The following is a 16,245-nucleotide window of genomic DNA, read 5'->3' on the forward strand; positions in this document are numbered from 1 at the left end:
ATTAAAGCGAACCCCCGTTGGAGTCTCTCCTTCGGGGGTTTCGTCATTTCTGCATTCGCACAGCGCATTTGACTTGCCGCAGGTGTATCCTTTCTCATCCTTTTCATTCCGATCATCCGCGGAGTTTCGGGAACATGTTGGAACTGCTTGAATATTTGGTGCTTGGTATCGGCGTCGGTACGGTCGGTGCTCTTCTCGGTTTAGGCGGCGGTTTTATTCTTGTTCCGATTTTCATGCTTTTCATGATTGCCCCGCACGGCAGCACCTTTACGACGGTGCAACAGGTGGTTGGAACAAGCCTCTTTGCAGTTTTCTGTAACGCCATTTCCGGAACGTTTGCCTACATTCGCCAACGACGCATTCTTATGCGGGCGGCTGTACCGTTTGCATTGGCCACCTTGCCCGGCGCATTTCTGGGCGGTTATCTGTCCGAATGGTTCTCCGGCCCCGGCTTTTCGCTCGCCTTCGGCATCCTGATGGTCTTTATCGGCTACATCATGTATTCGAAGTCCCGTGGCAAGGCCGCCAACAAAAGCGTGGAGGACTGGGATCCGGCAACCGCTCGATTCAACATGCCGCTTGGCGTTTTGTGTTCCTTCTTTGTAGGCTTTCTGTCTTCCATCTTCGGCATTGGCGGCGGCATTGTTCACGTTCCCATGATGGTATTCGTTCTTGGGTTTCCGCCGCAGATTGCGGTTGCGACATCCACTTTCGTGCTTTTCGTAAGCGCAGTTATGGGGGTTTCAAGTCACGCTCTGCTCGGGCACATCATTTGGGGACCGGCCTTGATGATCGGTGCCGGAGCCGTCATCGGCGCTCAACTTGGTGCCAAAATCGCCAAAAAGAGCAAACCGCGACTGCTTGTGGTTTTGCTTTCGATTTTGGTCTTTTTGATCGGTCTGCAGTTCATCTGGAAAGGAGCCGTCGGACTCGGCTGGTTCTGAAAATGTTTCAACAAAGAGTCGCCCCAACGGTCGGCTCTTTTCTTTTCGGAAAACTCAGTCTGACGCACTCAGAGATTTCTTGGGCAAAAGAAATGCGGCCAATCCGATCAGCGGCAGGAATGCAATGACGGTGAACACGCTCTGTAGTCCCATGGCGTCGGCAGCCGAGCCAAAGAGAGCTGTCGCAATGCCGCCCATGCCGAAACTCACCCCGAAGAAAACTCCCGAGACCAAGCCGACATGATTCGGTGCGGCATTGAGCGCGCAGACAAGAATGGCTGAAAAAGCCGACGACATGATGAATGACACGGCCAAAGCCAAAAAGACGAATGTCTGAAGTCCGACGTGAGGAATCAAGAGCGTGAACGGTGCGGCGCCGAGTATCGAAAAGAGAATGACGGCCCGACTGCCGAAACGATCTGTCAGCGGGCCGCCTGCGATAGTGCCGACCGCACTCATCGCCAGAAAACCGAAAAGCACGTATTGGCTGGCTGATATGGCCATGCCGAACGTGTCGATCAAATAGAACGTCAAATAGTTCTGCAGGCAGGCAATGTAGACCTGTTTGGAGAACATCAGCAAAAAGAGAACCACGAAGAGCACGGTAAGAGGTCGACTGATCGTCTGTTTCTTCGTATTTCTCAGGAGTTGTTGGGGTTGCCGTCTTTGCCGAGCGGCCGCCAATGTGCCGACCCGCAGCATCACAACCGCAGCCAAGCCAGCGGCAATTCCGAACCAGGCAATGCTCGCCTGCCCGTAGGGAATCACGACGAAAGCGGCCGCCAGCGGTCCCAAAGCCATACCGGCGTTTCCGCCGACCTGAAATACCGATTGAGCCAATCCTTTGCGGCCGCTGGAAGCAAATTGAGCGATTCGTGTAGCTTCCGGATGGAACACGGCCGAACCGAATCCGAGAAAGGCTACGGCAAGGAGCATGGAAGCAAAAACGGATGCCTGAGACAAGGCCACCAGACCGACAAGCGTACAGCACATGCCGATGGCGAGCATGTACTTGGTCGGGTGTTTGTCGGTTGTGAGTCCGACCAAAGGCTGTAGAAGCGAGCTTGTAACCTGAATCACCAAAGTAATGAGGCCCACTTGTGTGAACGTCAGGCCGTGCGCATCGCGCAGAATCGGCAACGCAGCAGGAATTACCGATTGGATGCCGTCGTTTAGGAAATGTCCGAGGCAGACCAAAAAGAGCAGACCGTAGGCGGTTTGTTTGGCAGATTTTGTTGGACGTTGCGTGCGCATTTCGAATGTCGTAACACTGTTGTCAGACGGCATAGCCAGGCCGTGTTGTCATGGTTTTGTCATCTTGTCTTAGTGGCTTTGTCATGTTTCGAGCGCACACTGCGCGCCGAGAACCTCTCGACAAAATCATATTCCTTCAAGACAACAACAAGCCATGGAACACTATTACATTGCCTTGCTGGTCTTTTTGGGCCTGCTGGCTGTTTTTGACCTATTCGTCGGCGTGAGCAACGACGCCGTCAACTTCCTCAATTCTGCTCTCGGTTGCCGCATTGCCTCGTTTAAGACAACGATGTTCGTCGCGAGCATCGGCGTGATGTTGGGCGCCACATTCTCATCGGGGATGATGGAAATCGCCCGTTCCGGTGTCTTCAACCCGCAAATGTTCACCTTCCACGAAATCATGGTGATTTTCTTTGCGGTCATGGTCACCGACATCATCTTGCTTGACACATTCAATTCACTGGGCCTGCCGACATCGACGACCGTGTCAATTGTGTTCGAATTGCTCGGCAGTGCACTTGCCGCTGCCGCATTTACGCTTTTGGCCGACGGCAAATCGCTGGCCGATGTGGCCGAATACATCAACAGCTCTCGGTCGCTAACGATCATTTCGGGCATTCTGATTTCGGTGGCGGTGGCGTTTGTCACCGGCACTGTTGTGCAATACATTGCGCGACTGATCTTCACTTTCAATTTCGAAAAAATGTATCGCCGTATCGGCGGTGTCTACGCGGGGCTGGCCATCACGGCCATTTTCTACTTCTTAGTCATGAAGGGCGCCAAGGGTGCTAGCTTCATGCGCCCCGAATGGATCGACTTCATGAGCAACAACACGTTGCCGATTGTGGCAACGCTCTTTGTGGTGCTCTCGATTGTCTTCCAGCTTCTGATCCTTATCGCCAACGTTAACGTCTTCAAAATCATCATCTTGGCCGGTACCTTCGCGCTGGCATTTGCTTTTGCAGGCAACGACCTGGTCAACTTCGTCGGCGTGCCGCTCGCCGCGCTGGACTCCTACAACGAGTGGGTGGCTTCGGGAGCCGCTGCCGACACTTTCACGATGGAAGGCCTGCTCAAGCCCACGGTTGCCAACACGTTCCTGTTGCTGTTAGCAGGTCTTGTGATGGTGCTCACATTGTGGTTCTCCAAGAAAGCCCAGATTGTGATTCAGACCTCGATCAACCTGTCTTCGAGCAACTCCGGTGAACACGAACAGTTCGGCAGCTCTTTGCCGGGCCGTATGATCGTGCGCGCCAGCATGGGCTTTGGTCGTCTCGTCAATCAATTTATTCCCATGGGAGTCAAAAAGGGCATCGACAGCCGTTTCGAGCCCAAGAAGTTACTGCATGGCGAAACGCCGCTGCCGTTTGACTACGTGCGCGCCTCGATCAATCTGGTCGTGAGCGCCGTGCTGATTGCATCGGCAACGAGCCTGAAGCTTCCGTTGTCGACGACATACGTGACCTTTATGGTTGCGATGGGTTCAAGTTTTGCCGACGGTGCCTGGGATCGTGAAACCGCTGTTTATCGTATCTCGGGTGTATTGACCGTGATCAGCGGCTGGTTTATCACGGCGCTATGTGCTTCGACCATGGCTGCAGTCGTTTGCTGGCTGACGCTTTGGGGCGAGGGCATTGCCGCATTGATCTTTGCCGTGGGTTCCGTGTTCCTTCTCGTACGATCCAACCTCAAGGCCAAGCTCGATACGGTGGATATGCGTGCCGATCTTGATACGCGTTACGACGCTCACAAGATGCAGCAACTTGTCGAAGAGCGCACGGAAGTCAATTTTGAAAAGACGGTTGCCGTATTCGGAGAACTTGTCGATAAGTTCCTGGCTGACAAAGAGGCTGATCTGCGACAAATCAAAACGGACAGCAATGAGTTGTTCGACAAGATGAGTGCGGATCGCGGCCTGTACTACCGCATGGCCAATTCAAGCTTCAAGCCCACCAACAAGGACTTCGACGCTCGCTACTGCTATTACCGCATTTCGACCAATATGCGAGAAGTCGGTCGTTCGTTGCAATCTTTGGCCAAACTTGCGACCGATCACGTCGCTAACCGCCACCGAATTTACCAGGGCGAGCTCAAGAACGAGCTGCAGAATCTGGCGCAGTACCTTAAGCAGATCTCGACCGGGGAAGACGGTAAGCTGAATTTGCGCAATGTCATGCTGCATGCCGATGAGGCGAGCAATCGCATCGATGCGTTGCAGGCTGAACTGCTGCGCCGTATCCCGGACGACAAGCTGTCGGTACGCGGTTGTGAGCTTTACCTGAATTTCCTTGTGTTTGCGCGTGAGTTCATCAACCGCTGTTCCATCGTTGCGGTGTTGTCCGGACAGTTGGATGAGATTGCTCAGCGTTAGTTGCAAAAGCAAAGACGGCAACAGTCGGTTTTGACAACAAAAAGCGTCGATCTTCGGATCGGCGCTTTTTGTTTGATATGCCTTTTCCTTGCGGAAATAAAAAAAAACGCGACACCGAAGTGACGCGCTCTTTCCTTCCTGCAACCCTCTGAAAGAAGAGGTGGCTCCCCGAGTTGGGCTCGAACCAACGACCCACGGATTAACAGTCCGTTGCTCTACCGACTGAGCTATCGGGGAATGCAGAAGCAGAACTATATAGGTGTTTTTGAGTTTTGGCAAGTCTTTTTCGGAGAAAATTCGCCATTCAAGACGATTTTCAGCAAAAATCGTGCTCAATACTTCTCTAAGTCTATGAAATTTAAAGACTTATAATAAAGATTTAAACTAACGAAAGAGAAAAAGAAAATGCCGTCGCCTTGTGAGAAAGACGACGGCTTGAGGCCAGTCAGCCGATCGGTGCGCTATCAGAGCACTTCGGCGATGGATTTGGCCACGTACTGCACATTGCGGGTGTTGAGGCCGCAAATGCAGATGCGACCGTTTTTGACGGCGTAGATGCCGTAGTCGGCTGCCAGCTTTTCAACCTGCTCGGGCGTCAACCCCGTAAAGGAGAACATGCCGGCCTGGCGCGTCACGAAGCTGAAGTCGCGCTTGGCACCGAGGCGGGCCATTTCATCGGCCAGCGCCTTGCGCATCGAGCGGATGCGTTCACGCATGCCGCCGAGCTCTTCCTTCCAGTGAGCGTACTTTTGCGGATCGGAAAGCACGCGCTCGACGATGTATGCGCCGTGAGCAGGCGGGTTGGAGTAGTTGCAGCGCACCACAGCCTTCAGCTGCGTCATTACGACGTCGGCTTCGGCCTTGCTCTGGCAGACGACCGTAAGGGCGCCGATACGTTCGTTGTAGAGGTTAAACGACTTGGAGAACGATGTGGCGACCAAGAAGCTCATGCCGGAGGCGGCAAACATTCGAATTGATGCGGCGTCTTCGTCAAGACCGTCGCGGAAGCCCTGATAGGCCATGTCAAGGAAGGGGGTAAGACCGCCTTTCTGGCAGATTTCGATCACGACCTTCCACTGCTCTTCGGTGAGGTCGTAGCCCGTCGGGTTGTGGCAGCAGGAGTGCAGAACCACGAGAGTCTTGGCGGGCAGGGCCTTGAGGTCTTCGACCATCGCTTCGAAGTTGAGGCTGTTGGTGGCGGCGTCATAGTAGCGGTAGGGTTTGATCTCGTAGCCAGCCATGCCGAGGATGGCGTTGTGGTTGCCCCAGGTGGGCAGCGACGTGGAGGCGACGCGCTCGCCGCAGATATGGAACATGAAGTCCATGCCGACCTTCAGAGCGCCCGTGCCGCCCAGAGTCTGGATGGTAGCGGCGCGTCCCGAGAGAACGATTTCGCTGTCGGCACCGAAAACCATCTGCTGGACATGCGCGCCGTAGCCGTCAAGACCGCTGATGGGCAGGTAGCTGTGCGGAATGCAAGCTTCGGCAAGAGCGGTTTCGGCTTCCTTGACGACGTCGAGCACCGGAGTGACGCCTTCGTCAGTCATGTATGCGCCCACACCGAGATTTACTTTTTGCGGGCGGGGATCCTGGCGGTAGCGCTGCGTCACGCCAAGGATCGGATCGGCAGGAGCAGCAACGAGGCTGCTGAACAAAGCATCGGACATATGCATCCCTGTTTAGTTGTTGTTGAAAATTTATCGTCCAATTTGTCCGGTCGGCTGCAAACGCGTGTCGGAGCCGACGGCAACAACTAATATTAGACCTTTGGTGTGCGTACGGTTTGTTCCAAGAGGCGGAAATTATCAAATTGCGCACTCAATGCATTCGTAGAGAAGTGTTTTCGTGACTCAGATTCTGACTTTTGAGCATTCTCCGTTTGAGCTGCATGCGGAGTTCGATCCCGCAGGGGATCAGCCCACGGCCATCGCCCAACTGACCGAAGGACTGCGCGAGGGGTACAGCGCACAGACGCTTTTGGGCGTGACGGGGTCGGGCAAGACCTTTACCATGGCCAACATCATTGCGCGCCTGGGGGTGCCCGCCATCGTGATGGCGCCCAACAAGACGCTCGCCGCGCAGCTTTACAGCGAAATGCGCGAGTTCTTCCCGAACAACGCCGTCGAATACTTCGTTTCGTACTACGACTATTATCAGCCCGAAGCCTACGTACCGGCCCGCGATCTCTTCATCGAAAAGGACTCGGCCGTCAACGAGCACATCGAGCAGATGCGACTGGCCGCCACCAAGTCGATTCTCGAGCGCCGTGACACCGTGATCGTGGCAACGGTCTCGGCCATTTACGGCATCGGCAAACCCGAGAGCTACACGCAGATGCGTCTGATTCTGCGTACGGGCGACACCAAGGAGCGCAAGGATCTCATCAGTCAGCTCGTGAAGATGCAGTACAAACGCAACGACATGGAATTTTTGCGCGGTACTTTCCGCGTTCGCGGCGACACGATCGACATCTTCCCTGCGGAACACGCCGAGGTGGCCGTACGCGTGGAGCTTTTCGACGACGAGGTTGATGCGGTGGTGCTCTTTGATCCGCTCTCGGGGCAGGTGCGTCAGCGTGTGCCGCGCTTTGTCGTGTATCCGGCGAGCCACTACGTGACGCCGCGCGACGAAATCGTTCGGGCGATGGAGGGCATCAAGGCCGAACTCAAGGAGCGGCTCGAGGTGCTCTACCGAGACAACAAGCTCGTGGAAGCCCAACGCCTGCAGCAGCGCACGCTGTTTGACTTGGAGATGCTCGATCAGGTGGGCTTTTGCAAGGGCATCGAAAACTATTCACGCCACCTCACGGGACTGGCTCCCGGGGAAGCGCCGCCTTGTCTCATTGACTATCTGCCTGCCGACAGCATCATGTTTTTTGACGAAAGTCACGTGATGATGGGGCAGCTCGGGGGCATGTACCGCGGCGACCGTTCCCGCAAGGAAACGCTTGTGCAGTACGGTTTTCGCTTGCCCTCGGCTCTGGACAACCGACCGCTGAGGTTCGATGAGTTCGAGCGCAAGATGCGCCGTTCGATTTTCGTGTCGGCTACGCCGGCCGCGTACGAACTGGAAAAGAGCGCGCAGGTCGTCGAACAGGTGGTGCGTCCCACGGGGCTTGTGGATCCGGAAGTGGAAGTGCGTCCGGCACTCACGCAGGTCGACGATGTGCTTTCCGAAGTCAACGAACGGGCTGCGGCGGGCGAGCGCGTTTTGGTGACGACGCTTACCAAGCGCATGGCAGAAGAACTCACCGAGTATCTGCGCGAACACAACGTGCGCGTTCGTTACCTGCATTCGGACATTGATACGGTCGAGCGTGTAGAAATCATCCGCGATTTGCGCGCCGGTGTCTTTGACGTGCTCGTGGGCATCAATCTGCTGCGAGAAGGTCTGGACATTCCCGAAGTGTCGCTGGTGGCCATTCTCGACGCGGACAAGGAAGGCTTTTTGCGTTCGACCCGCTCGCTCATCCAGACCATCGGCCGAGCGGCTCGAAATGTGCGCGGCAAGGCTATTCTCTATGCCGACACGATGACCGACTCCATGCGTCAGGCCATCGACGAAACCGAGCGACGACGCGCCAAGCAGCAGGAATACAACCGCGAGCACGGCATAACGCCCAAGAGCGTCGTCAAGCAAGTGCGCGACATCATAGACGGCGTCTACAGACCGGACGCAAGCGCACAGGACGAGGGCAAACTCAAGGGGCTCGACATCAAGGACGACAAGAGTCTTGCCAAGGAAATCAAGGAAACCGAAAAGAAGATGCTTGCCTGTGCGCGAGACCTCGACTTCGAGCAGGCGGCCGTCTTGCGCGACCGCCTCGAAGCCTTAAAGCGCCTAGCTTTCGGTACCGACGGCAAGACGAGCCTGGAAGAGCACGTCTAGCGAGAAAGAAGACGTACAGCCAGTTCGGGCAACTCGCTCACATGCCGGGCCAGCGCTGCCGCTCCCCAGTCGGAGACGGCGGCGCCGCTGCCGGTGTAGCCCCAGGTGGCGGCAATGAATGGCACTTTCGCATTGGCGGCGGCCTGTGCGTCGCGCGCGTCGTCTCCCACGTAAACGGTTTCAGCAGCCGAATAACCCAGCGTCGCCATGGCGTGCAACAGCGCATCGGGCGCGGGCTTGGGCGCGGGAAAGCTTTGTCCCGACAAAATGCAGGCTGCGTGTCGGGCAATGCCTTTGGCTTCGCACAAGGGGCGGGCCAATTCAATGGCTTTGTTGGTCACGATGCCCCATGCCAGTCCCATTTCGGTCAACCGTGCGAGCATGTCGGGCACTCCCTCAAAGGGCGTGCTGTCCTGCACCATGATCTGTGCGTAGTGCTCCAGAAAATCACGCCTGCTTGCTTCAAAGGCGCTTGCCGTGGGGGGCATGCGGAGTCCCGCCCAAATCATTCCCGCTGCTCCGCTGCCGCAGTGCTCGCGAAGTGCTTCGTAGGGAAGAGGCGCCAGTCCCGCGCGAGACCTCAGGAAATTGGCAGAGTTGGCCAATCCCGGGGCGCTGTCCATCAAAGTTCCGTCCAGATCAAACAAAATCAGTCCGCGCATGAGCGTTGTTCCTTGTGTTCGGCAGGTCCAAAGAAAAGCCCCGCACAACAGAGAGGATTGTACGGGGCTGCCATCAGCTTAAGAAATCGATCCGATTAGGATTTCTTTCCGAAGCCCGTGACGTGCAGGGCACGCAGGATGTTTTGCGGACCGGTGTGCGAGGCGGGCTTTTCGAGCTTGGCGCCGGATTTGCCTTCGCTCTTGTCGTCCGTCTTGGCTCGGTCGCACAGCTCGTTGAGCTCGTGCTGGAGCACGGCCACGATGCTGTAGCGGTTGACGAGCTCGCGGGCAAACTGCAGGAAGTTGAGGTAGAGCTCACAGCCGCGCATCGAGATGTTTTCCGTGGCAATCGACGAGAGCAGGTTTTCCTGCATGCGGTCGATTTCAAGGATGATGTCGTTGCCGTTGAGCTTCACCGACTCGAGCGCATGGCGGCCCTTGACGGCGCGGCCGAGCTTTTGCAGGTCGCTTGCCAACTGGATCAGATTGGCCTTGAGTTCACCCTTGTAGACGCGGTGACGGTTGGCAATGTGGTCCTTTACCGTCGTCGTAAGCTTTTGCAGGTTGCTTCCCACTTCACGCATGCCGGTGTATGCGCGGTAGTAGCAGTAACGGGCATCGCGGTCGAGCTTGGTGTCGGACTTGCGCTGCTGGGCCATGTCGTAATAGACACTGCGTTCGCGGCTCAACAGGTCGAAGAAATCAGCCGACTCGCTCTTGATCTTGCGAAGCGCCGATTCGTTGTCGTTGAGAAACGCCTTGACGGTGGCTTCGTACAGATCCACGGTGTGCTGCAGATGCAGGCCGACCGTGTCGTTGATGGCGTCGCGTACCGAGTAGCAGTCGTCGTTTTTGAGGTGGCGTTCCTTTTGCTCGGCGGAATGCGACTTAAGGAAGTTGGAGCGAATCAGCAGCGTGATCGCAAAGAGCATCAGCGCGATCATCATGTAGGTGCCGCCCATCATCGCCATCCAGCAGACCAGGGCTGCGGCCGAGCAGGCGGTAAAGGCGGTGAGGAACCAGCCGCTGATCACGGTGAGTACGCCGGAAATGCGGTAGACGGCCGTTTCACGGTCCCAGGCGCCATCGGCAAAGCTCGAGCCCATGGCGACCATGAAGGTCACGTAGGTGGTGGACAAGGGCAGCTGCAGACTGGTTGCAGAGGCAATCAGAATGGAACTGAGGACCAGGTTGACGGATGCGCGGACATAGTCGAAGGGCAGCGGCTGTTCGTTGCGCTCGAGCTTACGGGGCTTGAAGCGGGAATGCAATGCTCCCTGAAGGCGCATCGGCAGAATTTGACGGATGACCGATCCGAGCGTCATGGAGCTGCGCACGATCATGCGGCCGGGCAAGGAGCTGCCGAACTGTTCGTGTTCACCCTGCTGGCTCGAAGAGAGGTTGATGGAAGTCTGAACCACGCGGTGGGCTTTCTTGGAGAACCACAGCGTGAGCACCATGACCAAACCGGACAGGAGCAAGAAAATTGTGGCGGCCTTGCTGCCTTTTTCGGCAAGGCTAGTCATCATGAAGGTGTCGCCGTCGGTGCCGTTGGCCATGAAGTCGCGTACGGCATCAAGAGCGGCAAGCGGCACACCGACGAAGTTCACCAAGTCGTTGCCGGCAAACGCGAAAGCAAGCGAGAAGGTACCGCTCAGAATGACGATTCGGAAGATGTTGAAGTTGATTGTCCAAAGCAAAATGGAGAACAAAATGGACAATCCGATGAAGAGCGTCAAAAGGATGGCGGAGGTGTTGGCGTCGATCCAGGCGATCCATTCGGGTTGCATGAAGCTGGCGCCTTTGGCGCCTTTCATGACGAGGAAGTAGAAGATGGCCGTGATGCAGAAGCCGCCGAAGATGCCGCCGATGCGGCGATACATGGCTTCAAAGTGGAAGGTAAAGAGCAAACGCATCAGGTATTGCACGACCATGCCCGAGACGAAGGCAACGCCTACGGAAACCAAGATACCTGAGATGATCGTCAGTGCCTTGGCGGTGTTGATGTAGTCAACAACGGCCGCGAAGCTGCCGTCGGCAACGTAAATCTTGTAGAGAGCGGCGGCAAGGGCGCTGCCGAGCAGCTCGAAGATGATGGAAACGGTGGTGGAGGTGGGCAGACCCAGGGAATTGAAAGTGTCCAGCAGAAGCACATCGGCGATCATGACGGCAAAGAAGACAATCATGATCTCGTTGAATGTGAACATCTGCGGATGAAAGACGCCCGAGCGAGCGATTTCCATCATCCCTGAGGAGAAGGTGGCGCCGAGAAGAACGCCGAAGCTTGCCACCCACATCGTGGTACGGAAACGCGCGATGCGGCAGCCTAAAGCGGAATTAAGGAAGTTGACGGCGTCGTTACTGACGCCTACGAACAAGTCAAAGCACGCCAGCACGGCCAGAAAGCCGAGGACGACCAGATAAAAATCAGACATTTGAGCACGGATGGGTTGTTGACAACTTAATAGAAAAGTTTTGCAGATGTTTATGACAGATTTATGACAAAGCTGTCATCAAATCGTCATTGAGTTGTCATACAAGCCTGCCGCGCTTGCAAAAAAAAGCCTGCGGTAGGGACTTTCCGCAGGCTTTGAAGACGAAAAACCGAAGTTCGTCAGGCAAGCGAGGCCTTTTTAGTTTTGCGCTTGGCTGCCGCACGCGCTTTACTCTTGCGCTTGGCGTCCTTGGCGCTCGAAGGTTTGCCCAAAGCGAGCTTCTTTTTCTTGTCGGAGGGTTTCTTGATGCCGCGGGCGCCGGGGTCGGACTTGGCGCGCAGCTGAGCGAGCCCGATGTCCTCTTCAGTCTTTTCGACGGGCGGGCGATAGAAGACGAGCATCTTGCCGATGGCCTGGATGCGGGCGGCGCCAAGCTCTGCGGCGACCGTGTGATAAATTTCGTCGCGTTCTTCGCGATCGTCTCCGGCTACGTGCACCTTGACGAGACCGTGATCGTCGAGCGCGCGCTCGATTTCCTTTAAGACGGCCTGCGTCATTCCCTTTTCTCCGATCAGCACGAGCGGATTCAAGTGATGGGCGTCGGCGCGCAGGCGCAGTCTTTCGTTACGCTCTAAAACTAGTTCTGTCATTGTTGAATTGCGTCTTTGTACCTAAAAAAGTCGTGTAGGACGCATTTTATCTGACTAACGCCAGAAGACCGTCTGTATGAGTTGGAGGATGAATGTCGCTAAAATGCGGTGTCATTAAGAATGAGCCGGCAGGCTCGGATCGTCTGTGAAGTGAGTTCCCATTGGGAATCAGCAACAGAAACCCAGCTGCAGCAGGCCCTGCCTGTTAGCAGGAATCCCCCAGCAGAAATCCCCCGACGTGAGCCGGCGGGAGGACGTCAATTGTTTTCATGCCCAAATCCCTAAAAAAACTACGTTCCAACCGCGCTTGGATTGAGCGCCATATCAACGACCCTTTCGTCAAGAAGAGCCGTCGCGAGGGTTATCGCGCCCGTTCCGTCTATAAACTCACGGAGCTGGACGATACCGAACATCTTTTTCGTCCCGGCATGAACGTGGCCGATCTCGGCAGTGCCCCGGGCAGCTGGACGCAGATCGTTCGCGAGCGACTCACGGACAAAAACGGCGAATTGAAGGGCCGCATCATCGCCATGGACATCCTGCCGATGGAGCCCATCGACGGCGTGACATTCCTGCAGGGGGACTTTCGCGAACAGGAAGTGGCCGACAAGTTAAACGAGATTCTCGGAGGCGACAAGCTCGACGTCGTGATCAGCGACATGGCGCCGAATCTCTCGGGCATTGCGATGGTTGACGCCAATGCCAGTCTGCTTCTCAATGAACTCGCGCTTGACTTTGCCGTCGAGCACCTCAAGCCCGAAGGCGTGTTCGTCACGAAGGCCTTTCAGGGGTCGGGCTACTCCCAGTTCATTGAAAACTGTAAGAAGCATTTCGTGAGTGTGGCTCAGCGCAAACCTGAAGCAAGCCGCAATTCAAGCGCGGAAATGTACGTGGTGGCACGTCGCCTGAAGAACAAGTGAGCGTGAAGCAAACTTTGTTAACGAATCTCACGCACGTGCGCTCGGCATTTGAGCGTCTTTTGCGATAGGCTTAACGTGCTTTGGTGTCGGCGGTTTTTACGCTCGCTGTTGATTGCAGACAAAGAGCGCCGACAGCTTCATATTTGATTTACGTATTCGAGACAGGACGGCCTTGCACGGCAAGACCGTCCGCGCATGACAGAGGAATATCTTGGACAACAGAATGATCGGCCGCGTGGCGGTCTGGTTGCTCATCGCATTTGTGCTCTTTACCGTCTTCCGGCAGTTTGACAACACGGCCACAGCGCCCATGAACGCCGAGCAGACGAGCTACACGCAGTTCATGCAGGACGCCAAGGACGGCAAGATTCGCCGCGTGGACGTGCAGGGCCGCAAGATCACGGTGACGCCCGTCGAAGGCGCTTCCTACGTGATCACCAGCCCGGGCGACCTGTGGATGGTTGACGATCTGCGTAAAAACGGCGTGCAGGTCTTCGGCAAGCCCGAAGAAGAACCGTCGTTCCTGCAGACGATTCTTGTGAGCTGGTTCCCGATGCTGCTTTTGATCGGCGTGTGGATTTTCTTCATGCGTCAGATGCAGGGCGGCAAGTCGGGCGCTTTCTCGTTCGGAAAGAGCAAGGCGCGCATGCTTGACGATTCGGCCAATAAAGTGCGCTTTTCCGATGTGGCCGGTTGCGACGAAGCCAAGGAAGACGTGCAGGAAGTCGTGGAGTTTCTGCGCGATCCGTCGCGTTTCCAGCGCTTGGGCGGCCATATTCCGCGCGGCATTTTGCTCGTGGGCTCGCCCGGTACCGGTAAGACCTTGCTTGCCAAGGCTATTGCCGGCGAAGCCGGTGTGCCGTTTTTCTCGATTTCGGGTTCCGACTTCGTAGAAATGTTCGTGGGCGTGGGCGCGGCTCGCGTGCGCGACATGTTTGAAAACGCCAAGAAGAACGCTCCGTGCATCATCTTCATCGACGAAATCGATGCGGTGGGCCGTCAGCGCGGTGCAGGTCTCGGCGGCGGCAACGACGAACGCGAACAGACTCTCAACCAAATGCTCGTTGAAATGGACGGCTTTGAAACCGGCACCAACGTCATCGTGATTGCCGCAACCAACCGTCCCGACGTGCTCGACCCGGCGCTGATGCGTCCGGGCCGCTTCGACCGCCAGGTCGTGGTGCCGCTGCCCGACATCCGCGGTCGCGAACAGATTCTCAATGTGCACATGAAGAAGGTGCCCATCGGCCCCGACGTGCAGCCCGACGTGATCGCGCGCGGCACTCCGGGATTCTCCGGCGCCGATCTTGCCAATCTGGTGAACGAAGCCGCTCTCTTTGCCGCCCGCCGCAACGGCCGCGTGGTGGAAATGAACGACTTTGAACTTGCCAAGGACAAGATCATGATGGGTGCGGAGCGCCGCTCTATGGTGATGACCGAGGACGAACGCAAAAACACGGCCTATCACGAATCCGGTCACGCGTTGGTGGCAAAGCTTCTGCCCAAGTCCGATCCGGTGCACAAGGTGACGATCATTCCGCGCGGCAGAGCGCTTGGCGTAACGATGCAACTGCCCGAAGAGGACCGCTACTCGTACGATCGCGACTATCTGCTCACCCGCATCGCCATTCTCTTCGGCGGACGCATTGCAGAAGAAGTGTTCATGAATCAGATGACCACGGGCGCGAGCAACGACTTTGAACGCGCTTCGCAGCTGGCCCGCGACATGGTGATGCGCTACGGCATGAGCGACAAGATGGGCGTCATGGTCTATGCCGAAAACGAGGGCGAAGTGTTCCTCGGCCGTTCGGTGACGAAGACCACGCACATCTCGGAAAAGACTATGCAGGCGGTTGATGCTGAAATCCGCCGCATTCTCGACGAGCAGTACAAGCGTGCGCGCGAGCTCATCGAAGGACATCAGAAGGAAATGCACCGCATGGCCAAGGCCCTTCTCGATTGGGAAACGATTGACGGCGACCAGATCGACGACATTCTCGCGGGCAACGAACCGCGTCCTCCCAAGTCTCCGGTGACGGGATCGGCCAAGCCCGAACCCCGCAAGGAAGAGAAGGTCGAGGAGCCCGTGCAGGAAGCCCAGGCTCCCGCTGACGAGGCGAGTGCTGAAGCTCCTGCTTCGGATAAGGACGAACCGAGATAATTAGGGTGAAATGACTGAATGACGGCGGGCCGGTCCCGCCGTTCTTTTTGAAAGGATAGACGGTGCAGAAAGACAATTTCGAGCGTGCGACGACGTGGCAGTGCCGTGACCGCGTGATGGATCTGTCGCGGCCTCTGATCATGGGTATCGTGAACGTGACGCCCGACTCGTTTTCCGACGGCGGTACGCACAACGAATTTGAAGCGGCCGTGGCCTGGGGCAAGCGTCTGGCTGAGCAGGGAGCCGACATTTTGGACGTGGGCGGCGAGTCGACGCGACCCGGAGCGGCTGAAGTCAGTGTGGAAGAGGAAATTCGCCGCGTCGTGCCCGTGGTGCGCGAGCTCGCCCGAGAGGGTTTCGCCGTGTCGGTTGACACAAGTAAGCCCGAGGTGATGCAGGCCAGTCTCGAAGCCGGCGCCTGCATTCTCAATGATATTCGCGCCTTTGAACTGCCCGGCGCCGAAGAGGTGGCCGCACAAAGCGGCGCAGGGCTCGTGATCATGCACATGCAGGGAACGCCGCAGACGATGCAAAACCGCCCCGATTACGAGGATCTGCTGGGCGAAATCGAAGCGTACCTCAAGGCCCGCGAAGCGGCTCTTCTGGCTAAGGGCGTGCGGCTCGAGCAAATTTGCTGGGACGCGGGTTTCGGTTTTGGGAAGACGTTTGAGCACAATTTCAGCATTCTCAAGCACACGGAGCGCTTTGTCGCCGGCGGCCGCCCCTATCTGATGGGACTTTCTCGCAAGACTTCGATCGGCGCAGCGGCCAACCAACCCGATCCTTCCAAGCGCATCGTCTCGAGCGTGGCGGGCGCTTTGCTTGCCGCCGAACGGGGCGCGCAAATCGTGCGCGTGCACGACGTGAAGGAAACGCGTGAGGCCTTTGACGTCTGGCAGGCCATGCAGGCAGCTCGCTAAAATTAAAAGATTCGAGTTTTGCAGCAAGCGCCGCGGG

At 56.7% G+C, this 16,245-nt stretch carries 11 protein-coding genes and 1 tRNA gene; 6 read left to right on the forward strand and 6 right to left on the reverse strand.

Annotated features, from left to right (window positions below; translation table 11 throughout):
- Nucleotides 1–134: 134 nt before the first annotated feature.
- Entirely contained in the window at nt 135–944 is an 810-nt protein-coding gene (locus DW133_RS07655) for a sulfite exporter TauE/SafE family protein (protein WP_118276068.1), read from the forward strand.
- Between the two features lie 54 nt (nt 945–998).
- Here the strand turns inward: DW133_RS07655 and DW133_RS07660 are convergent, their stop codons facing one another.
- A complete protein-coding gene (locus DW133_RS07660; protein WP_118276069.1) occupies nt 999–2,198 on the reverse strand; it encodes an MFS transporter in 1,200 nt (399 codons plus the stop codon).
- A 154-nt stretch (nt 2,199–2,352) separates the two neighbouring features.
- Between DW133_RS07660 and DW133_RS07665 the strand changes: the two genes are divergently transcribed.
- Nucleotides 2,353–4,572, forward strand: coding sequence for an inorganic phosphate transporter (locus tag DW133_RS07665; protein WP_118276070.1), 2,220 nt, complete (start codon nt 2,353–2,355; stop codon nt 4,570–4,572).
- Nucleotides 4,573–4,733: 161 nt separating this feature from the next.
- On the opposite strand, the gene DW133_RS07670 is transcribed toward DW133_RS07665, so the two are convergent.
- Nucleotides 4,734–4,809: transfer RNA gene (locus DW133_RS07670), tRNA-Asn, on the reverse strand.
- A 227-nt stretch (nt 4,810–5,036) separates the two neighbouring features.
- Nucleotides 5,037–6,239, reverse strand: a complete 1,203-nt coding sequence (locus DW133_RS07675) for an amino acid aminotransferase (RefSeq protein WP_118276071.1) — start codon at nt 6,237–6,239, stop codon at nt 5,037–5,039.
- 178 nt (nt 6,240–6,417) lie between these two features.
- On the opposite strand from DW133_RS07675, the gene uvrB reads away from it, so the two are divergent.
- On the forward strand, nt 6,418–8,460 hold the full coding sequence (gene uvrB / locus DW133_RS07680; RefSeq protein ID WP_118276072.1) for an excinuclease ABC subunit UvrB: 2,043 nt from the start codon (nt 6,418–6,420) through the stop codon (nt 8,458–8,460).
- Here uvrB and DW133_RS07685 read toward each other — a convergent pair.
- From DW133_RS07685 to yhbY, 3 genes are all read right to left on the reverse strand, one after another.
- Nucleotides 8,457–9,122: an HAD family hydrolase gene (locus DW133_RS07685; protein WP_118276073.1), complete on the reverse strand. Its 666-nt coding sequence runs from the start codon at nt 9,120–9,122 to the stop codon at nt 8,457–8,459. The two genes, uvrB and DW133_RS07685, sit on opposite strands and share 4 nt — an antisense overlap.
- A 95-nt stretch (nt 9,123–9,217) precedes the next feature.
- Nucleotides 9,218–11,557 (reverse strand): inorganic phosphate transporter, encoded by a 2,340-nt coding sequence (locus DW133_RS07690; RefSeq protein WP_118276074.1) that lies wholly within the window; start codon nt 11,555–11,557, stop codon nt 9,218–9,220.
- 179 nt (nt 11,558–11,736) lie between these two features.
- Nucleotides 11,737–12,207: a ribosome assembly RNA-binding protein YhbY gene (gene yhbY / locus DW133_RS07695; protein ID WP_118276075.1), complete on the reverse strand. Its 471-nt coding sequence runs from the start codon at nt 12,205–12,207 to the stop codon at nt 11,737–11,739.
- 269 nt (nt 12,208–12,476) lie between these two features.
- Here yhbY and DW133_RS07700 point away from each other — a divergent pair, with 269 nt between their 5' ends.
- The 3 genes from DW133_RS07700 to folP all read left to right on the forward strand — a co-directional run bounded on the left by DW133_RS07700 (nt 12,477) and on the right by folP (nt 16,208).
- Nucleotides 12,477–13,127: an RlmE family RNA methyltransferase gene (locus DW133_RS07700; RefSeq protein ID WP_118276076.1), complete on the forward strand. Its 651-nt coding sequence runs from the start codon at nt 12,477–12,479 to the stop codon at nt 13,125–13,127.
- 223 nt (nt 13,128–13,350) lie between these two features.
- Nucleotides 13,351–15,288: an ATP-dependent zinc metalloprotease FtsH gene (gene ftsH / locus DW133_RS07705; protein ID WP_118276077.1), complete on the forward strand. Its 1,938-nt coding sequence runs from the start codon at nt 13,351–13,353 to the stop codon at nt 15,286–15,288.
- Nucleotides 15,289–15,404: 116 nt separating this feature from the next.
- On the forward strand, nt 15,405–16,208 hold the full coding sequence (gene folP / locus DW133_RS07710; RefSeq protein WP_118276146.1) for a dihydropteroate synthase: 804 nt from the start codon (nt 15,405–15,407) through the stop codon (nt 16,206–16,208).
- The last annotated feature ends 37 nt before the right edge of the window (nt 16,209–16,245 follow it).

The organism is Sutterella sp. AM11-39, from assembly GCF_003472385.1.
Classification (GTDB): domain Bacteria; phylum Pseudomonadota; class Gammaproteobacteria; order Burkholderiales; family Burkholderiaceae_F; genus Duodenibacillus; species Duodenibacillus intestinigallinarum.